An 18,470-nucleotide genomic window follows, 5' to 3' on the forward strand; every position below is an offset into this window, starting at 1 on the left:
TGCCGTGTGTTGAGACGGATCTCCGAACTCTCTTGCGGGAGTAAGGCTTTCCGGCTCCGCGCGCGGTGCATAGTTTCATAGAGTTACGGCGGCTATAGCGGTGGGGAAACGCCCGGTCCCATTCCGAACCCGGAAGCTAAGGCCACCTGCGCCGATGGTACTGCACTCGACAGGGTGTGGGAGAGTAGGACACCGCCGGAACATCATTCGCGAAGGCCCCGACCATTTGGTCGGGGCCTTCTGCGTTTACGGGTACGTTGGTGGTGTATCCCCGGTACATACCCGTAGATATGAGTTCACAGAAAGCTCCCAGCGGAGAGTCAGTCTCGCTGCGGATGGACAGGCAATGATCGAGGGCATGGTCGTAGAAGCAGTACCGGCAACGCCGGTGGTCTCCCGTCGACGGTTTCGGCCGGCGGCATTCTGGCTGCCCGCGACCTATGGCTATGTCGGACTGTTGATCGCCGTCGCCATCGCGCTCACCCTCGTCGGCGGGTCGACCGCGACACGAATCGTGCTGCACGCCAGCACGAATCTGCACAATCTGGCCGACGGCCGCTTCGGCACCCTGTTCTCCAGCGCCTTCGTGGTGAGCGAGGGTGCGGCCACGGTGTTCATCATCGTCCCGCTGCTGGCCTGTCTGCTGGCGTTGGCGGAGCGGCGGTTCGGCACCGTGAAGCTCATGCACACCTTCCTGCTGGGGCATATCGGTACGACCGTGCTGGTCGCCGTCGGCCTGTGGGTCGCGGTGGAGTCGCAGTTGGTGCCGAACAGCATCACCATGGTCGAGGACGTCGGCGTCAGTTATGGCGCGATGACCGTGGTCGGCGCGCTGATCGCGGTGCTGCCCGCGCATCGCCGATTCGTCTGGGCGGCAAGCTGGCTCACCCTGGCGCTGGGCGGCGTCCTGGTCTGGCACACCTTCACGAATGTCGGGCACTTCCTGGCGCTGTGCCTGGGCCTGGGTATCGGCCGGCTCATGATTCGCCGTCAGGTGGCCCCGCTGCACCCGTTCAACTGGCTGGAATACCTGTTGCTGGCAGTCGGTTCCGTTTTCGCCTGCCTGATGCTGCTGGCCTGAATCGCGGTCACTAGACTCGACCGGTGCGCCTTGTGATTGCTCGATGCCAGGTCGATTACGTTGGCCGTCTGACCGCCCATCTGCCCATGGCCCGTCGTCTGCTGATGATGAAGGCCGACGGTTCGGTGCTGGTCCACTCGGACGGCGGCTCCTACAAGCCGCTGAACTGGATGAGCCCGCCGTGCTGGCTGGAGGAGCGCGAAACCGACTCGGAGGCAAGTCAACTCTGGGTGGTGACCAACAAGGCCGGTGAGGAGCTCCGCATCACGGTCGAGGACATCGAGCTCGATTCCAAGCACGAGCTGGGCGTGGACCCGGGTCTGGTGAAGGACGGCGTCGAGGCCCACCTGCAGGAGTTGCTGGCCGAGCACATCGAGACCCTCGGCCCGGGGTACACCCTGATCCGCCGCGAGTACATGACCGCCATCGGCCCGGTCGACATCTTGTGCCGCGATGCGGACGGCGCGACGGTCGCCGTGGAGATCAAGCGCCGCGGTGAGATCGACGGCGTCGAACAGCTCACCCGGTACCTCGAGCTGCTCAACCGCGACCCCCTGCTGGCCCCGGTGGCGGGCGTCTTCGCGGCCCAGCAGATCAAGCCTCAGGCCAAGACCCTGGCCACCGATCGCGGCATCCGTTGCCTGACGCTGGATTACAACGCCCTCCGTGGCACCGAGTCCGACGAATTCCGCCTGTTCTAACCTCGATACCATGCCCCGCCGGAAGCCCAGACCCAAGGACGCGGCGCGGTCCAACACGGACCCGCGCCCGCTCGGCGACGTCTTCGGCCGCACCGAGCCCGGCCCCGGCACCGACGAGACCTTCATCGTCCGCACGGTCCCCGGCACCCGCGCCACCAAGCCCTACCGCTGCCCCGGCTGCGATCACGTGATCCCGCCCGGCACACCGCATATCGTCGCCTGGGCCGCCCACGACGGCGAGGACGACCGCCGCCACTGGCACACCGGCTGCTGGAAGGGCCGCAACACCCGCACCATCACCCGCCGCTGGTCCTGAGCCCCGGAAACTCGGGGGCTTCGGCTCGGCGGAGGGATCGCTACGCTCCGTGGAACTTAAATGTTTGTGTTCCACAAGGGGTTTCATATGCAGTACACGCGAATCGGCCTTGCGCTGGGTGCTTTCACGGCGGTCATGGTCGGCGTGACCGGCACTCCCACCGCATTCGCGGACGTCACGTCGGTCGTCGTTCGCACCAGCAGCGGGGGCACGGGTATCAACGACTGGGTCGCGCAGGCGCAGGTCCTGCCCTGCGACGGGGTGACGACGGTGTCCGTGGCGTTCACCGACAATGGCAAACCGATGCCCGGCAGCCCCGTCGCACAGACGCCCCATGATTGCGGCGCCTATTCCGGCTGGGTCGGAATCCCGTTCAGACCAACGACTCTCGGCGCGCACCATATCGTCGCGCAACAGTTGAACGCCGATGGATCGGTGGCGAGCTCGGGGTCGCAGGATGTGGACGTCACCTCGCTGCCCTGCCAGCAGGTCGTCAGCAGCGGAAGCAGCGGCTCCAAATGTCAGTCGTCCACTGGCTCTTGGTAGTCGAGTCGCCGGTTAGGAAATAAGGAAGGCCGCTTCCCGAGGGGGAGAAGCGGCCTTCGAACGGCTTCGGGTTGTCGCCCGTGGAGTGAATTAGCTGGAGACTTCGGCGTTCTCGCGCTCGTCGACGAGATCGTCGTCGTCACGGGCGTCGGAGATGGCCTTGCGGCCGCCCTTGTTGAGGGAGCGCTGTTCCGGTGCGCCGTCGAGCAGTTCGCTCTCGCGGTTGACGGCGGCGAGCATGGCGGGGACGGAGTCGAGCTGGCCGCGGATGCCGAGCAGCTGGGCCAGGACGCGGCCGCGCAGGACGCGCATTTCCTCGGCGAGTTCCTTGGCGTGCGCGATCTTTCGATCGGCGGTGTTGGTCGCCGAGGTGATGAGGCGGTTGGCCTCGTCGGTGGCGTCCTTGATGCGCTGGGCGGCCTCGGCCCGCGAGGTGGCCTCCAGCTCTTCCATGGCGCGGGTCAGCTTGGTGCGGCGCTCGGCCATGGTGACCTCGAAGTCCTGCTGCGTGGCCTTGCGCTTGGCCTCGGACTCCTTGGTGAGGCGGTCGGCCTCGGCATTGGCGGCTTCGACGATCTTGGCGGACTCGGAGCGCGCGTTGGCGAGGGTCTGCTCGAATTCGATCTCGAGCGCTTCGCGCTTCTCCTTGGTCTCGGAGAGGAGCGATTCGTACTTCCCACGCATTTCGGTCGCCTGCTGTTCGGCGATCGAAATCATTTCCGCGGCTTCGGCTTGCGCCTGGGCACGAACCTCGGAGGCCTCGTCGGAGGCCAGGCGCAGCATGCGCGAGATGCGATCGGACATACCTTCGGCGGTGGTCGGCGGCACGGAGAGCCGGTCGACCTCCTTACGGAGCTCGTCGATCTCGTCCCGGGCATCCTCGAGCTGGGCTGCGAGATTGCGGGCCTGGGCCGCGGCGGCATCGCGATCGGTCGCGGTGACCCTTAGCTCGGCATCGAAACGGTCGAAGTAGTTACGCACCTCGTCACGGTCATAGCCCTTCCGCACAACGGTAAAGGGCAGTGCAACGAAGCGATTACGATCGGGCTCAGTGGACGACATGCCCCACAAACTACAGCCTGACGACCACTGATGGTGACCCGACCGCGAATGTTGTTACAGCCTCTTTAGGGCGCCGGATGTCGGTACTAGTGGGTAGTTTTCGAGGCCGGTTCGACGAGTTCGACCAGCACACCGCCAGCATCCTTGGGGTGGATGAAATTGATGCGGGAACCAGCAGTTCCACCTCGCGGCTCTGCGTACAGCAAACGCAAGCCCCGTTCACGCAGTTGCGCGGAAACCGCCTCGACATCGGTGACCCGATATGCGAGCTGCTGCAGGCCAGGCCCGTTTCGATCGATGAACTTTGCGATGGTCGACTCCTCGTTCAGCGGAGCCAGCAACTGCAGAGCTACCGAGCCCGTCGGCGTGCCGGGCACCGACAGCATGGCCTCGTGGACGCCCTGCGCCTCATTGATCTCGCGATGCGTCTCGACCATGCCGAGATTGTCCCGGTACCAGGCGACCGCCGAATCGAGATCGGGCACAGCGATTCCCACATGATCGACGGCGACGACGTATTCCGAAGGGATGAATTCGGTCTTCTCCGACGGCGCCGCCGTCGTGTTCTCGGTGTTGCTCACACCACGAACGGTAGCGCGCACCCACATACCCTGCCCGAAGTGCCGGGAGTTACCGTGGAGTACCACTCCGATGGTTGGCGGAGCGGTCACCATACGACGTAAGCGAGGCCCTCATCGTGTCCACCACCTCCGTCATCGTCTCCGGCGCGCGCACGCCGGTCGGCCGGCTGCTCGGATCGCTGAAGGGGTTCAGCGGCTCCGACCTGGGCGGTATCGCCATCAAGGCGGCGCTGGAGAAGGGTGGCGTCGCGCCCGAGCAGGTCGATTACGTGATCATGGGCCAGGTGCTCACCGCGGGCGCGGGCCAGATCCCGGCCCGGCAGGCCGCGGTCGCCGCCGGCATTCCGATGGACGTCCCGGCGCTCACCGTCAACAAGGTGTGTTTGTCCGGTATCAATGCAATCGCGTTGGCGGATCAGCTGATTCGCGCCGGTGAGTACGAGATCGTGGTCGCCGGCGGCCAGGAGTCCATGACCAACGCCCCGCACCTGCTGGAGAAGAGCCGCGAGGGCTTCAAGTACGGCGACGTCAACCTGCGCGACAGCATGGCCTACGACGGCCTCTACGACATCTTCACCGACCAGGCGATGGGCGCGCTCACCGAGCAGCGCAACGACGCCGACAAGATCAGCCGCGAGGAGCAGGACGCCTTCGCCGCCGCCTCGCACCAGAAGGCCGCCGCCGCGTGGAAGAACGGCGTCTTCGAGAACGAGGTAACCCCCGTTGCCATCCCGCAGCGCAAGGGCGACCCGATCCAGTTCGCCGAGGACGAGGGCATCCGCGCCGACACCACCGTCGAGTCGCTGGGCAAGCTGCGCCCCGCCTTCCGCAAGGACGGCACCATCACCGCCGGTTCGGCCTCGCAGATCTCCGACGGCGCGGCCGCGGTGGTCGTCATGTCCAAGGCCAAGGCCGAGGAACTGGGCCTGAGCTGGATCGCCGAGATCGGCGCGGCCGGCGTGGTCGCTGGTCCGGACTCCAGCCTGCAGGAGCAGCCCGCCAACGCCATCGCGAAAGCCTGTGCCAAGGAAGGCATTTCGCCCGCCGACCTGGACCTGGTCGAGATCAACGAGGCCTTCGCGGCCGTGGGCATCGCCTCCACCCGCAAGCTGGGCATCGACGCGGACAAGGTGAACGTCAACGGCGGCGCCATCTCCATCGGCCACCCGCTGGGCATGTCCGGCGCCCGCATCGTCCTGCACCTGGCGCTCGAGCTCCAGCGTCGCGGCGGCGGCATCGGCGCGGCCGCCCTGTGCGGCGGTGGCGGCCAGGGCGACGCCCTCATCATCCGCGTGAAGTAAGCAGATACAGCCATTACCGAACGGCCCCGGCTCCAAACGAGCCGGGGCCGTTCGTATCACTGCGTGTGACCAGCTCCACGACAGGCTGTCGTAGCTCGTCCGGCAGAATAGGCACCATGGGTGATCTGTTCGACCTGTCTACGGTCGCTAAGCGCGTGCGGTTCTTCGGCCTTCTGGAAGTTCCCTCCTGGGTGCTCCTCTTCATCGGCTCGGCGTTGAAGCGCGCGGATGCGCTGGGCATCGCCGATCAGCCGATCAAGTGGCCGGTGATGGTGTTCGGCATGCTGCACGGCATCGTGTTCCTGGCCTACGCCATCAACTGCCTGCTGGCCTCGCGTGAATTCGAATGGCCCGGCAAGACCACGGGTCTCGCGCTGCTGTCCTCGGTGGTGCCGTTCACCTCCGTGTGGTTCGAGCGCTGGGCCATCAACTCCGGTCAGCTCGGTGAGCTGAGCCAAGCCGCGACACCCGCCGCCGCGCGTTCGTGACAAACTGGATGTCGTGACTCGACCAGCACGCCGTCCTTCCGCCGCCGCAGCCGCCGCCATGTCGGGCGCGGTTGACCTGTCCGCCCTCAAGCAGCCGGCCGCTCCGGCCGGGGATGTTCCCGGCGACCACGCCGTCACCGAGGCCAATTTCGAGGATCGAGTGCTGCGGCGCTCCACCCAGGTGCCGGTGGTGGTGGCGCTGTACTCGCAGCGCAGCCCGGGCAGCATCGAATTGGTGAAGCTGCTGGAGAAGCTGGTCGGCCAGGGCGGCGGTGACTGGGATCTGGCCACCGTCGAGGCCGAGGCCAATATGCGAATCGCGCAGGCCTTCGGCGTGCAGGGCATCCCGACCGTGGTCGCGGTGGCCGCGGGCCAGCCGCTGGCCGACTTCACCGGCAACCAGCCCGAGGAGCAGGTGACCGGCTGGATCGCCGCCGTGGTGGACGCCGTGCGCGGCAAGCTCCCCGGCGTCGGCGCGGGTGGTGCGGAGGATGCCGAGCCCGAGGTCCCCGAGGATCCGCGCTTCGTGGCCGCCGAGGAGGCGCTGGAGAACGGCGATTTCGACGCCGCCATCGCCGCCTACCAGGCCATCCTGACCGCCGAGCCGAACAACGCGGAGGCCAAGGCCGCCCTGCGGCAGGTCCAATTCCTTTCCCGCGTACAGGATCTCGATCCGGGCGCCATCGCCAAGTCCGAGGCGGACCCGTCCGATCTGGACGCCGCCCTGGCCGCCGCGGATCTCGAAATGTTCAACCAGCAGCCCGAGGCCGCCTTCGATCGCCTCATCGCCCAGGTCAAGCGCACCGCCGGCGACGACCGCACCCGGGCTCGCACCAAGCTCCTCGAACTCTTCGAGCTCTTCGATCCGGCCGAGCCCATCGTGGTCGCCGCCCGCCGCAAGCTGGCCGCCGCGCTGTACTAGGAGTTCTTGTTCAGACCCGCGCCAGCTTGGCGGGGTCGAATTCGACGTATTCGATCTGGGCGCCGCCGGGGTGGCGGACGGTCAGATTGCGGCCCGTGGGGACATCGTTGGGACCGTCGACGATGTCCCCGCCCGCCGCGGCGATCAGCTCCAGCACCGTGTCGAGGTTGTCGATGACCGTGGTGGCGTGCGTATCCCGGTAGGGCGCAAGGGCTTCCGGGGTTCCGGCGATGAGTAGATAGCCGCCGATGCCTGCCAGTTCCAGGTCGCGGTATTCGAACCGCAGCCGCGGCTGTTCGCCGGTCAGGGCGGTGAAGGTGGGCAGTGCGGTGTCCAGGTCGTCGACGTAGACGCGCGCCAGGGTGCTCTGAATGGCCACGGGCTCCTCATTTCGATAATCCCGAATTGACGAATCGACAGTATGCTCGGTGGGCCGAGTCCGTCAATCGAGGGAGAACTGCCATGGATCTCGTCGCGGTGCTGCACGCCCTGGGGGATCCGGTGCGGCTGGAGTTGGTGCGCGCGATGGCTTCCGGGGATGAAGTGTCTTGCAGCCCAGCGCATCTGACGGTGCCGCGCTCGACCCTCTCCAATCACTGGCGCATTCTGCGCGAGGCCGGGCTGACGGATACCCGTGCCGAGGGCAAGGCGCGGTTCATGACGCTGCGTCGTGCGGAGCTGGATCGATGTTTTCCGGGATTGCTTGCCGCGGTTCTACCGGATTAGTACGCTGATGCTTATGATAAGCACATACGACCAATTGTTGAAGTCCGGGACCGAACTGATCGCGCTGGATGGGCGGGCGGTGCGCGCGAGCATCGAGGTGGTGGAGAGGATGGCCGCGTCCGATCTGGACGCGCCGACGCCGTGCGCGGGCTGGAATCTGCGAGATCTGCTGGAGCACATGATTGTTCAGCACTACGGATTCGCCGCCGCCTCGCGTGGGGAAGGCGATATCGCGCTGTGGAAGCCGCAGCCGCTGGGTGCCGATCCGGTGGGGGAGTATCGGGAAGCGGCCGAGCATGTGCTGGCGGCGTTCGCGGAGCCCGGAGTGTTGGAGCGGCAGTTCCCGCTGCCCGAGATCCGCGGCGGCGTAGTGGTTCCCGCGCCGCTGGCGATCAGCTTTCACTTCATCGACTACATCGTGCACGCCTGGGATGTGGCGCGGGCGCTGGGAGTGGCCGTCGAATTCGACGAGGACCTGCTGAGTGCCGGGCTGCCGGTGGCCGAGGCGGTGCCGGGCGGTGCGGCTCGGGAGGAGCCGGGAGCGGCCTTCGCTCCCGCGCTGGACGCGGCGGGCGCGTCGGGTCTGGATCGGATTCTCGCGGTGCTGGGCCGGTCGCCCGGCTGGCCGGAGTGATCGGCGGGACCGTGAGCCCCGCGGTTCCCCACTTTCCCCGCGAAGTGGGGAACCTGTGTATTACTTGGTGGTTCCGGCCTTCGCGCTGCCCGTGGACAGCAGATCCGTGAGGCTCTTCACGAGCGTGGAGGACCCGGAGCTGGTCGGATCCGGCTCGCCGACGGCGATGATCGGCTTGGCCTCGACGGTGTCGTCAGCGGCGGCGATGCCGGCGCCCGCGGTCAGGATTCCGGCCGCGGCCGCACCGATCAGAGCGAAGGTTCCGAGCTTCTTCATACAGATTCATTCCTTCGGGGTATAAGGCAATTCGGTTGCGACGCCGCTGAATTCAGTCCTACCCGCTTCCATTCGGAATGGGTTGACCTTGATTACCGTGCCCCTGGAATCGGGGGCATGCGCGACAACCAGACGGCGCTGTGCGGCGCGAGCGTCAGTGCGGCCGAAATCGGACGGCCGTGCCAGGAAAGTGCCTCGGCGCGAATCTCGCCGGAATTTCCCACCCCGCCGCCACCGTAGGCGACGGCATCGGTATTCAGCACCTCGAACCACGAATCCGGTTCGGGCCCCGGCAATCCGATGCGATACCCGTCGAGCTGCCGCCCGGAGAAGTTGTAGACGCAGGCGAGCAGGGAGCCGTCGGTGCCGTAGCGCAGGAACGAGAGCACATTGTTGTCGCGGTCGTCGGCATCGATCCAGGCGTACCCGCCGGGCGAGGTGTCCTGGCTCCACAGCGCCGGGCTCGCCGCGTAGAGCCGGTTGAGGTCGCCGACCAGCGACTGAATCCCTTGGTGCAGTGGGTTTTCCAGCTCGTACCAGTCGAGTCCGCGGTCGTGGTTCCATTCCCGGAACTGACCGAACTCCTGGCCCATGAACAGCAGCTGCTTGCCCGGATGCGCCCACATGTAGGCCAGCAGCGCCCGCACCCCGCTCGCCTTGGTGTAATCGTCGCCGGGCATGCGGGTCCACAGTGTGCCCTTGCCGTAGACGACCTCGTCGTGGCTGATCGGCAGCACGTAGTTCTCGCTCCAGGCGTAGGTCAGCGAGAAGGTGACCTCGTTGTGGTGCCACGCGCGATACACCGGATCGTGGGCGAGATACCCGAGGGTGTCGTGCATCCAGCCCATGTTCCATTTCATGGTGAAGCCGAGCCCGCCCACCTCGGTGGCGCGGGTGACGCCGGGCCAGGTGGTGGACTCCTCGGCGATGGTCAGCACGCCCGGATGATGCTTGTGCACGGTCGCGTTCATCTCCTGGAGGAAGGACATGGCCTCCAGGTTCTCGCGGCCACCATGGATGTTCGGCTCCCAGCCCGGGCGCGAGTAGTCGAGGTAGAGCATGGCGGCGACGGCGTCCACGCGCAGGCCGTCGACGTGGAATTCCTCGATCCAGTACAGGGCGTTGGCGACCAGGAAGTTACGCACCTCGTGGCGGCCGAAGTTGAAAATGTAGGTGCCCCAGTCGAGTTGCTCACCGCGGCGGGGGTCGGCGTGCTCGTAGAGCGCGGTGCCGTCGAAGCGCGCCAGCGCCCATTCGTCGCGCGGGAAGTGCGCGGGCACCCAGTCGAGGATCACGCCGATGCCATTGCGGTGCAGGTGATCCACCAGATACCGGAAGTCGTCGGGCGAGCCGAAGCGGGCGGTCGGCGCGTAGTAGGAGGTGACCTGATAGCCCCACGAGCCGCCGAACGGATGCTCCGCCACCGGCAGCAACTCCACATGCGTGAAGCCCTGGGCGAGAACGTATTCCGCGAGCTGATCGGCGATCTCGCGATAGCCGAGCCCCGGCCTCCACGAGCCCAGATGCACCTCGTAGATGCTGACCGGCGCGCGTAGCGGGTCGGTCATCGCGCGCGTCCGCAGCCATTCCCCGTCGCCCCAGGCGAATTCGCTCTCGGTGATCACCGATGCGGTCGCGGGCGGCACCTCGGTGGCGTAGGCCATGGGATCGGCGTGGTCGACGGTGCGCCCGTCCGCGCCGTGCACCCGGTACTTGTAGAGCGCCCCCGGTCCGATGCCCGGCAGGAACAGCTCCCACACCCCGGAATCGCCGAGTCTTCGCATGGGCGCGGTGTTTCCGCTCCACCCGTCGAAGTCGCCGATCACCGCGACACCGCGGGCATTGGGGGCCCACACCGCGAAGGCCGTCCCCGCGATCTCGCCGTCGAGGGTGGTGTAGCGCTTCGGATGCGCGCCCAACGCCTCCCAGAGCCGCTCGTGCCGACCCTCCCCGAGCAGATGCAGATCGACCTCGCCGAGCGTGGGCAGGAAGCGGTACCCGTCCGCCTCCACCACCGTGCGCCCGCCCGGATACGACGCGACGATCCGGTAGTCCCACAGGTCGGCGAACGGCACCACGCCCTCGAAGACGCCGCGATCACTGTGCGCCAGTGGATGATCCACGCCGCCGATACGCGCCGCCACCGTGTCCGCGTGCGGCCGCAGCACCCGGATGACGGTCCCGTCCGGATGCGGATGCGCCCCCAGCACCGTGTGCGGATCGGGATGGGTGCCCGCCGCCAGCAGCAGCAGGTCGCGGCGATTCATCGCAACGCCGTGCGTCACCGGAAGGCTGTCTTCATCGGAATGACCGGCGATGGGCGAGTTCGGTGCGCGCCGCGGCCGGGACCGCGGGCAGGGCGAGGATGTGCGCGACCGCGCGCGCCGGGTCCAGGCGCACGAAATTGCTCTGCCCCCAGTGGTATTCCTCGCCGCTGATCTCGTCGTACACGACCGGCCGGTCGTGCCACTCGCGCCCGATGGCCGGCAGATCCAGCGACACCATGCCGTGCTCGGCCCCGAACGGATTGAGGTTCACCACCACCAGCACGGCATCACCGGTGGTGGGATCGAACTTCGAGAAGGCCAGCAGCGCATCGCTGTCGGTGTGGTGGAAGTGGATGCAGCGCACCTGCTGCAGCGCCGGATGCGCGCGCCGGATCTCGTTGAGCCGGGTCAGCCACGGCTCCAGCGATTCCCCGCGCGCCGCGGCCTCGGCGAAGCGGCGCGGGCGCAGCTGGTACTTCTCCGAATCCAGGTACTCCTCGCTGCCGGGCCGATCCGCCTGGTGCTCATAGAGTTCGAAGCCGGAGTACACGCCCCAGCTGGGTCCGAGCGTGGCCGCCAGCACCGCGCGGATGGCGAACATGCCCGGCCCGCCGTGCTGCAGGCTCTCGTGCAGGATGTCGGGGGTGTTCACGAACAGATTGGCCCGCGCCTCATCGGCCTTGGCCGCCAATTCCCTGCCGAATTCCTCGATTTCGTGTTTGTGCGTGCGCCACGTGAAATACGTATAGGACTGGCTGAATCCACGCCGCGCCAATCCGTACATGCGGGCCGGGCGGGTGAATGCCTCGGAGAGGAAAATGATCTCCGGATGCTTCCGGTGAATTTCGGCGATGAGCCATTCCCAGAAATCCGCCGGTTTGGTGTGCGGATTGTCGACCCGGAATATGGTGACGCCCAATCCGATCCAATGCCGCACCACCCGCAGCACCTCGGCATAGAGCCCGTCGGGATCATTGTCGAAATTCAGCGGATAGATGTCCTGATACTTCTTCGGCGGATTCTCCGCGTACGCGATGGTGCCGTCGGGCAGCGTGGTGAACCATTCCGGATGCGCCGCCACCCACGGATGGTCGGGCGCGCACTGCAGCGCCAGATCCAGCGCCACCTCCATGCCCAGTTCCCGTGCCTCCGACACGAAGTCGGTGAAGTCGGCCTCGGTGCCCAGCAGCGGATGGATGGCGTCGTGCCCGCCCTCGGCCGACCCGATGGCCCACGGCGAGCCCACATCCTCGGGCCCGGCGGTCAGGGAGTTGTTGGGGCCCTTGCGATTCACCGTGCCGATGGGATGGATCGGCGGCAGATACACCACGTCGAAGCCCATGGCGGCAATCCGCTGCAGATCCTTGGCGGCGGTGGCGAAGGTGCCGTGCACCGGCTTCCCGTCGGCATCCCAGCCGCCGGTGGAGCGCGGGAAGAATTCGTACCAGGACCCGTACAGCGCCCGCTGCCGCTCCACCTGCACCACGTGCAGCGGTCCGGGAGTCACGAACTCGCGCAAGGGCGTTGCCCGCAGGATCGCGCTCACCTCGGCGCCGAACGCCGGGGCCACCCGCGCGGGCAGCTGGGCGTCGGAGCGCAGGGCCGCGGCCGCGTCGCGCAGGATCTCCCACTGCTTTTTCGGCACCGCCTGCGCTGCCCGTTCCAGCAGCCGCGCCCCGATCTCCAGATCGTTGGCCAGATCGACGGCGCTCTGCCCGACCGCCAGCTTGGCCTCGACGCCCGAGCGCCAGGTGGCGATGGGATCGCTCCAGCCCTCGATGCGGAAGGTCCAGCGTCCGGGCTTGCCAGGGGTGAACACCGCGTTGAAGACGTCCGGCTCGTACTCGGGTGTCATGCGAATGCGCTGTGTGCGAGACGAACCCGGCCCGCGCACCGCGAGCGTGGCGGACACCGCCTCGTGGCCCTCCCGCCAGACCACGGCCCGCACCGGCACGACCTCACCGACCACGGCCTTCGCGGCCCGGCCGCCGGGAATCGCGGGGGCGGTGTCATCGATGGCGATGCGGCCGGTCACGCCCTCGAACTTACCGGAGTGCCCTCCCCGGTTACCGGAGCGGACTACTGCTGGCCGGGCTTGAGGAGCACGAACAGGCCGTGCGCCTCGGCGCAGAGCCGGTCACCGTCGTGCAGGGTGGCGCGCACGAACACCTTGCGGCCCTCCTGCCGCTCCACCCAGCCGCGCAGCTGCAGTTCGGTGTTCAGCGGCGTGATGGACCGGTAGTCGACGTGCAGGAAGGCGGTGCGGGTGGCCTGCTTGGTGTAGACGGCGGCCGTCATGCCGAGCAGGTCGTCGAAGCCGAGCGCGATGTGGCCGCCGTGGGCCGCGTTGTTGCCGCCCAGGTGGAAGGTGCGGAAGGTGATGCGCGCCCGCACCCCGTCCTTGCCCGCGGCGTCGACCTCGAACGGCGGCAGGGTGATATTGCCGCGCGAGGGCAGGTCGTTGCGATGCCAGGACGGCGCGTCCCACTCGCTCACCACCGCCTCGTCGAGCTTGTCGTTGAGCTCCTTGAGCGTGGCGATGACCTCGAGCCCCAGCTCGTCGGACGGATCGGCCAGCCGCACCCGGTCCATCAGGCCGCGCACCTGGTCGATGAACTCCCCGTAGTGGGCCCCGCCCTTGGTGTTGTCGCGCCCCAGTTCTCGGATCGGCCGGAACCCGCCCTCGTGATGCTCCTGGGTGGGCTGTCCGTCGACGGCCTCGATCTGCTGCTCGCTCATATAGAACACGTTATCGGTTGCTTAGCGGATGCTCACCGCGGGGCACCGGTAGTGAGCTGCGCAGACGGTCCCCCGGGTAGGGTCTACAGAGGTGAAGGCACTGCGTCGATTCACCGTTCGCGCCCATCTTCCGGAGCGGTTGTCCGCATTGACGGAGCTGGCGACCAATCTGCGCTGGTCTTGGCATGGGCCCACACAGGATGTGTTCGCCGAACTGGATCCCCGGCTGTGGGTGGAGGTCGGGCACGATCCGGTGCGGATGCTGGGGGAGGTTCCGGCCGAACGGCTCGACGAGCTGGCCGTGGATGATGCTTACACACGGCGGGTCGATGCGGCCGCCGCTGACCTGGCCGACTACCTCGCCCGGCCGCGCTGGTTCCAGAAGCAGCAGCGCGGGCCGCGCGGAATCGCCTACTTCTCCATGGAGTTCGGTGTCACCGAGGTGCTGCCCAACTATTCGGGCGGGCTGGGGATTCTCGCGGGCGATCACCTCAAGGCCGCCTCGGATCTGGGCCTGCCGCTCATCGGCGTCGGATTGCTGTACCGCTCCGGCTATTTCCGGCAGTCGCTGACCGCCGACGGCTGGCAGGCCGAGCACTACCCGGCACTGGACCCGATGGGCCTGCCGCTGCGGCTGCTCACCGAGGGCGGCGCGCCGGTGCTCATCCACGTGGCCATGCCCGAGGGCCGGGTGCTGCGGGCGCGGGTGTGGATCGCGCAGGTGGGCCGGATTCCCCTGCTGCTCTTGGACTCCGATATCGCCGACAACGATCCCGAACTGCGGGCCGTCACCGACCGGCTCTACGGCGGCGACCAGGACCATCGCATCAAACAGGAGATCCTGGCCGGTATCGGCGGCGTGCGCGCGGTCCGCGCCTACACCCGCGCCAACGGCCTGCCGGACCCCGACGTCTTCCACATGAACGAGGGCCACGCCGGATTCCTCGGCATCGAGCGCATTCGCGAATACATGGCCGCCGGAATGGATTTCGACACCGCGCTGACCGCGGTCCGCGCCGGGACGGTCTTCACCACCCACACCCCGGTCCCCGCCGGTATCGACCGCTTCGCCAGCGCCCTGGTGCGGCGCTACTTCGGCGGCGCGCACGGCGAGCGGGAATCCCTTGTGCTGCCGGGCGTCTCGGTCGATCGCATCCTGGCCATGGGCCGCGAGAACGATCCGTCGGTGTTCAACATGGCCCACCTGGGTCTGCGACTCGCCCAGCGCGCCAACGGCGTATCGAAACTGCACGGCGAGGTCAGCCGCGAGATGTTCGCCCCGCTGTGGTCCGGCTTCGACGCCGCCGAGGTGCCGATCGGCTCGGTCACCAATGGCGTGCACGCCCCCACCTGGGCCGCGCGCGAATGGATCGACAAGGCGCGTGAGCTCATCGGCGACGAACTGGTCGAGGAGGCGCGCGGCTGGGAGCGGCTGTGCGATGTGGACCTGCGCGAACTGTGGTCCACCCGGAACTCGCTGCGCGGCGTCCTGGTCGACGAGGTGCGCCGCCGGCTGCGTGAATCCTGGTTCGAGCGCGGCGCGGCGCCCGCCGAACTCGGCTGGGTCGACGAGGTTTTCGACCCGAACGTGCTGACCGTCGGCTTCGCCCGGCGCGTCCCGACCTACAAGCGCCTCACGCTCATGCTGCGCGATCCGGAACGCCTGCGCGCCATGCTGCTCGATCCGGAGCGCCCGGTGCAGCTGGTCGTGGCGGGCAAGTCGCATCCGGCCGACGACGGCGGCAAGGCCCTCATCCAGCAGATCGTCCGCTTCGCCGACGATCCGGCCGTGCGCCACCGCATCGTGTTCCTGCCCAACTACGACATGTCCATGGCCCGCTACCTGTACTGGGGTTGCGATGTCTGGCTGAACAATCCGCTGCGCCCGCTCGAGGCCTGCGGCACCTCCGGCATGAAGTCGGCCCTCAACGGCGGCCTCAACCTGTCCATTCGCGACGGCTGGTGGGACGAGATGTACGACGGCGAGAACGGCTGGGCCATCCCCACCGCCGACGGCGTCCGCGACGAGCACCGGCGTGACGACCTCGAGGCCTCGGCGCTGTACGAACTGCTGGAACGCGCTGTGCTGCCGCGCTTCTACGACCGCGACCACGACGGGCTGCCGGTGCGCTGGATGGAGATGGTCCGGCATACCCTGCGGACTCTCGGTCCGAAGGTGCTGGCCTCGCGCATGGTTCGCGATTACGCGGTGGACTACTACGCGCCGACGGCCGCGGCCTTCGAAGCGGTGTCCGCCAATGACTTCAAGGGTGCGCAGGACCTGTCGGTGTACCGCCGCCGCGTCGAATCCGCCTGGCCGAGTGTGAAAGTCCTGCAGGTGGACAGCTCCGGGCTGCCCGATATCCCGGTCATCGGCGCGGAACTGGCGTTGCGTGCCCGCATCGATCTGGGCGGGCTGACCCCGTCCGATGTGAGCGTGCAGGCCGTGCTCGGCCGGGTCTCACCGACCGACGACCTCACCGACGTCCACAGTTTCCCCATGCAGCACCACGGAACCGATTCCGGCGCGGATGTTTTCACCATCCAGACCCCGGTCCCGATCTCCGGTGCGGTCGGCTACACGATCCGGATCCTCCCGCACCACCCGCTGCTGGCCACCGACGCCGAACTGGGCCTGATCGCCACGCCCAGCCCGTAACTCAGGTCGGCGCGATCAGCGTCCGCTTGAGGATCTTCCCGGTCGTATTGCGCGGCAACGAGTCCAGGAAGGTCACATCGCGCGGCACCGAGAACCGGCTCACCCGATGCCGGATGTAGTTGCGCACCATGTCGGAATCGAGTCCGGAGCCGGGCCGCTTCACCACGAAAGCGGCCAGGCGCTGGCCGAATTCGTGATCGGGAACCCCGACCACCGCCACCTCGGACACCTGCGGCAGATGCGACAGCGCCTCCTCCACCGCACGCGGGAAGACGTTCTCGCCACCGGAGATGATCATCTCGTCGTCGCGCCCGGCCACGAACAGCTTGCCCGTGGCGTCCAGGTACCCGACATCGCCGGTATCGAGCATGCCGTCGGCCTCGTCGGGCGGCGTCGCGTCGGTGTACCCGTCGAAGAGCATGTGGTTGCCGACGAAGATGCGCCCGGTCACGCCCACCGGCACCGGCCGCCGGTCCGGGCCCAGCACACCGAGTTTCGTGCCCAGCGGCGGCCGCCCGGCGGTGGTGGGGGACATGCGCAGATCCGCCGAATCGGCGATCGAGGCCCACGACACCTCGGTGGAGCCGTACACGTTGTAGAGGATGTCGCCGAAGGCATCCAGGAACTTCAGCACCGTCGCACCCGCCAGCGGCGCACCGCAACTGGCCACGATCCGCAGACTGGACAGGTCGTAGCGGGCGCGAACATGGGTGGGCAGGTCCAGGATCCGGTTCACCATGATCGGCACCACGATCAACGCGGTGACCCGGTTCTCGGCAATGCGCCGCAGGCAGTCCTCGGCGTCGAAGCGGTCGCCCAGCAGCACCGTGGCCCGGATGGGCGTGGAGATCTGCAGCGCCCCCAGCCCCCAGGTGTGGAACAGCGGGGCCGGAATGAACATGGTCTCGTTGGTGCCGAACGGGATTCGCGACAGCAGCGCCGCCACCGTCCCGAAACCCTTGGGGTGCGGTCGCCGCGCACCCTTGGGCGTCCCGCTGGTCCCCGAGGTGAGCACGACCAGCCGTCCCGGCCGCGGCGGCTTGCGCGGCGGCTCCTGGCGCATGGCGATGAGGTCCTCGATCGTGGTGCGCCCCGTATCGTTGTAGTTCTGCGCAGCCGGCGGCAGGTCGTCACTGGTGAAGCGCGGCAGCTCCGGCGGCAGATATCGCACCAGATGCTCGAATTCGCTGTCCACGAACAGCGCCGAGAGCTGATGCCGCCCCACGATCTCCTCGACCTGCCGCGCGGGCAGCCCGGTATTGAGCAGCACCGCGTCCGCGCCCGACTTACCGGCCGCCACCATGCACTCGACCATGCCGGTGTGATTGCGGCACAGCAGTCCGACCGCGGTGCCCGGGCCGAACCCGAGTGTGGCGAACGCACCCGCCAGAGCGCTGGTGCGCGCGTTCAACTGCTCGAAAGTGCTCGAGTACCGGTCGTCGATCATGGCGGTGCGCTGCGGTGAGTGCGCGGCCGCCGCGGCGTAGCCGCCGGCCAGGCTGAAGCCCCACTTGGCCAGTCCGCCAATCTGTTTCAACCCGACATCCGGGCGGAAGGTGCGCACCACACCGGAGCTCACCATCTGCTTGACCACTCCGGCCTGCAGCTTCATCGGCGAGTCCTCGCCATTGACGATGAGCGAGCTGGGCGTGCCCAGGATCGAATCGGCGACCCGCTTGAGCCCGGCCTGGGTCCAGGCCACCACCGTCGAATTCGGCAGCTGCGCCAGCACCGGATGCACCAGCCCGGCCTTGAAATAGGTGACGTAGACACGCGTGTGCTGCCCGTCGCCGCGCAGCCGCACCACGGCGAAGCTGCCGTGATCGGGGCTGTGCAGCTCGAAGCTCTCGCCGGTGCGGGTGACATGCAACTGGACGCGCACCACGTGCACCTCGATGCCGTGGCCGCCGACGCGCATATTCAGCGTGGGGTGCGCGTCCACGGTATCGAGTTGTTCGCATGCGCCGATTCCGGGAAATAGTCGGGGATAGGTCTGCGGCTCGATCAGCGCATCCCAGATAGCTTTGCGGGCGATCGCGAACTCCGCGACCGCGTCGATGACATCGGTTACCACTGGCGTACTACTTCTGCCTGGCCGGTTCCCCTGATAACCCCCGGCTGATTACGTATTTGTAACGTCCCAGACAATAAGGGTCAAGGGCCTTAAATTA

General features: G+C 67.6%; 18 protein-coding genes and 1 rRNA gene. 11 read left to right on the forward strand and 8 right to left on the reverse strand.

Features of this window, described 5'->3' with window-relative positions:
- Positions 1–84 precede the first annotated feature (84 nt).
- The 5 genes from rrf (at position 85) to ON43_RS07750 (ending at position 2,644) form a co-directional block, all read left to right on the forward strand.
- Positions 85–201, forward strand: a 5S ribosomal RNA gene (gene rrf, locus ON43_RS07730).
- Positions 202–358: 157 nt separating this feature from the next.
- The gene (locus tag ON43_RS07735) at positions 359–1,081 is read left to right on the forward strand and encodes a rhomboid-like protein (protein ID WP_063712508.1); all 723 of its coding nucleotides are present in this window, start codon (positions 359–361) and stop codon (positions 1,079–1,081) included.
- A 23-nt stretch (positions 1,082–1,104) separates the two neighbouring features.
- Positions 1,105–1,782: an endonuclease NucS gene (gene nucS / locus ON43_RS07740; protein WP_040805250.1), complete on the forward strand. Its 678-nt coding sequence runs from the start codon at positions 1,105–1,107 to the stop codon at positions 1,780–1,782.
- Positions 1,783–1,792: 10 nt separating this feature from the next.
- Positions 1,793–2,098: an Rv1322 family protein gene (locus ON43_RS07745; RefSeq protein WP_040805251.1), complete on the forward strand. Its 306-nt coding sequence runs from the start codon at positions 1,793–1,795 to the stop codon at positions 2,096–2,098.
- A gap of 87 nt (positions 2,099–2,185) precedes the next feature.
- Entirely contained in the window at positions 2,186–2,644 is a 459-nt protein-coding gene (locus tag ON43_RS07750) for a hypothetical protein (RefSeq protein WP_157513946.1), read from the forward strand.
- 90 nt (positions 2,645–2,734) lie between these two features.
- On the opposite strand, the gene ON43_RS07755 is transcribed toward ON43_RS07750, so the two are convergent.
- Entirely contained in the window at positions 2,735–3,706 is a 972-nt protein-coding gene (locus ON43_RS07755) for a coiled-coil domain-containing protein (RefSeq protein ID WP_040805254.1), read from the reverse strand.
- A gap of 86 nt (positions 3,707–3,792) precedes the next feature.
- Positions 3,793–4,380: a methylmalonyl-CoA epimerase gene (gene mce / locus ON43_RS07760; protein ID WP_373283411.1), complete on the reverse strand. Its 588-nt coding sequence runs from the start codon at positions 4,378–4,380 to the stop codon at positions 3,793–3,795.
- Positions 4,381–4,403: 23 nt separating this feature from the next.
- On the opposite strand from mce, the gene ON43_RS07765 reads away from it, so the two are divergent.
- From ON43_RS07765 to ON43_RS07775, 3 genes are all read left to right on the forward strand, one after another.
- Positions 4,404–5,588, forward strand: a complete 1,185-nt coding sequence (locus tag ON43_RS07765; RefSeq protein WP_040805256.1) for an acetyl-CoA C-acetyltransferase — start codon at positions 4,404–4,406, stop codon at positions 5,586–5,588.
- Positions 5,589–5,704: 116 nt separating this feature from the next.
- Entirely contained in the window at positions 5,705–6,076 is a 372-nt protein-coding gene (locus ON43_RS07770; protein WP_040805258.1) for a DUF3817 domain-containing protein, read from the forward strand.
- A 58-nt stretch (positions 6,077–6,134) separates the two neighbouring features.
- Complete coding sequence (locus tag ON43_RS07775; RefSeq protein ID WP_040805260.1) at positions 6,135–6,998, forward strand: tetratricopeptide repeat protein; 864 nt, start codon at positions 6,135–6,137, stop codon at positions 6,996–6,998.
- A gap of 10 nt (positions 6,999–7,008) precedes the next feature.
- Here ON43_RS07775 and ON43_RS07780 read toward each other — a convergent pair whose 3' ends face one another.
- The gene (locus ON43_RS07780) at positions 7,009–7,377 is read right to left on the reverse strand and encodes a VOC family protein (protein WP_040805262.1); all 369 of its coding nucleotides are present in this window, start codon (positions 7,375–7,377) and stop codon (positions 7,009–7,011) included.
- Between the two features lie 83 nt (positions 7,378–7,460).
- Between ON43_RS07780 and ON43_RS07785 the strand changes: the two genes are divergently transcribed.
- On the forward strand, positions 7,461–7,724 hold the full coding sequence (locus tag ON43_RS07785; RefSeq protein ID WP_040805264.1) for an ArsR/SmtB family transcription factor: 264 nt from the start codon (positions 7,461–7,463) through the stop codon (positions 7,722–7,724).
- Between the two features lie 13 nt (positions 7,725–7,737).
- Complete coding sequence (locus tag ON43_RS07790; RefSeq protein WP_051178118.1) at positions 7,738–8,358, forward strand: TIGR03086 family metal-binding protein; 621 nt, start codon at positions 7,738–7,740, stop codon at positions 8,356–8,358.
- 60 nt (positions 8,359–8,418) lie between these two features.
- Here the strand turns inward: ON43_RS07790 and ON43_RS07795 are convergent, their stop codons facing one another.
- From ON43_RS07795 to ON43_RS07810, 4 genes are all read right to left on the reverse strand, one after another.
- Positions 8,419–8,634: a hypothetical protein gene (locus ON43_RS07795; protein ID WP_040805266.1), complete on the reverse strand. Its 216-nt coding sequence runs from the start codon at positions 8,632–8,634 to the stop codon at positions 8,419–8,421.
- Positions 8,635–8,726: 92 nt separating this feature from the next.
- The gene (gene glgB, locus ON43_RS07800) at positions 8,727–10,901 is read right to left on the reverse strand and encodes a 1,4-alpha-glucan branching protein GlgB (RefSeq protein ID WP_040805268.1); all 2,175 of its coding nucleotides are present in this window, start codon (positions 10,899–10,901) and stop codon (positions 8,727–8,729) included.
- Between the two features lie 31 nt (positions 10,902–10,932).
- A complete protein-coding gene (locus tag ON43_RS07805; RefSeq protein ID WP_040805270.1) occupies positions 10,933–12,936 on the reverse strand; it encodes an alpha-1,4-glucan--maltose-1-phosphate maltosyltransferase in 2,004 nt (667 codons plus the stop codon).
- Positions 12,937–12,980: 44 nt separating this feature from the next.
- Positions 12,981–13,640: a PaaI family thioesterase gene (locus ON43_RS07810; RefSeq protein WP_040805362.1), complete on the reverse strand. Its 660-nt coding sequence runs from the start codon at positions 13,638–13,640 to the stop codon at positions 12,981–12,983.
- A 91-nt stretch (positions 13,641–13,731) separates the two neighbouring features.
- Here ON43_RS07810 and glgP point away from each other — a divergent pair, with 91 nt between their 5' ends.
- The gene (gene glgP / locus ON43_RS07815; protein ID WP_040805271.1) at positions 13,732–16,299 is read left to right on the forward strand and encodes an alpha-glucan family phosphorylase; all 2,568 of its coding nucleotides are present in this window, start codon (positions 13,732–13,734) and stop codon (positions 16,297–16,299) included.
- A gap of 1 nt (position 16,300) precedes the next feature.
- Here glgP and ON43_RS07820 read toward each other — a convergent pair whose 3' ends face one another.
- Positions 16,301–18,373, reverse strand: coding sequence for an AMP-binding protein (locus tag ON43_RS07820; protein WP_040805272.1), 2,073 nt, complete (start codon positions 18,371–18,373; stop codon positions 16,301–16,303).
- Positions 18,374–18,470: the final 97 nt, after the last annotated feature.

Source organism: Nocardia concava NBRC 100430, from assembly GCF_000308815.1.
Taxonomy (GTDB): Bacteria; Actinomycetota; Actinomycetes; order Mycobacteriales; family Mycobacteriaceae; genus Nocardia; species Nocardia concava.

Excerpts from the sequence above, each read along its gene's own strand:
- ON43_RS07735 (WP_063712508.1), top strand. The coding sequence starts at position 359 with ATGGTCGTAGAAGCAGTACCGGCAACGCCGGTGGTCTCCCGTCGACGG.
- ON43_RS07775 (WP_040805260.1), top strand. The coding sequence starts at position 6,135 with ATGTCGGGCGCGGTTGACCTGTCCGCCCTCAAGCAGCCGGCCGCTCCG.
- ON43_RS07790 (WP_051178118.1), top strand. The coding sequence starts at position 7,738 with ATGATAAGCACATACGACCAATTGTTGAAGTCCGGGACCGAACTGATC.
- ON43_RS07755 (WP_040805254.1), bottom strand. The coding sequence starts at position 3,706 with ATGTCGTCCACTGAGCCCGATCGTAATCGCTTCGTTGCACTGCCCTTT.
- ON43_RS07770 (WP_040805258.1), top strand. The coding sequence starts at position 5,705 with ATGGGTGATCTGTTCGACCTGTCTACGGTCGCTAAGCGCGTGCGGTTC.
- ON43_RS07810 (WP_040805362.1), bottom strand. The coding sequence starts at position 13,640 with ATGAGCGAGCAGCAGATCGAGGCCGTCGACGGACAGCCCACCCAGGAG.
- ON43_RS07745 (WP_040805251.1), top strand. The coding sequence starts at position 1,793 with ATGCCCCGCCGGAAGCCCAGACCCAAGGACGCGGCGCGGTCCAACACG.
- mce (WP_373283411.1), bottom strand. The coding sequence starts at position 4,380 with ATGGTGACCGCTCCGCCAACCATCGGAGTGGTACTCCACGGTAACTCC.
- ON43_RS07795 (WP_040805266.1), bottom strand. The coding sequence starts at position 8,634 with ATGAAGAAGCTCGGAACCTTCGCTCTGATCGGTGCGGCCGCGGCCGGA.
- ON43_RS07785 (WP_040805264.1), top strand. The coding sequence starts at position 7,461 with ATGGATCTCGTCGCGGTGCTGCACGCCCTGGGGGATCCGGTGCGGCTG.
- ON43_RS07750 (WP_157513946.1), top strand. The coding sequence starts at position 2,186 with ATGCAGTACACGCGAATCGGCCTTGCGCTGGGTGCTTTCACGGCGGTC.
- glgB (WP_040805268.1), bottom strand. The coding sequence starts at position 10,901 with ATGAATCGCCGCGACCTGCTGCTGCTGGCGGCGGGCACCCATCCCGAT.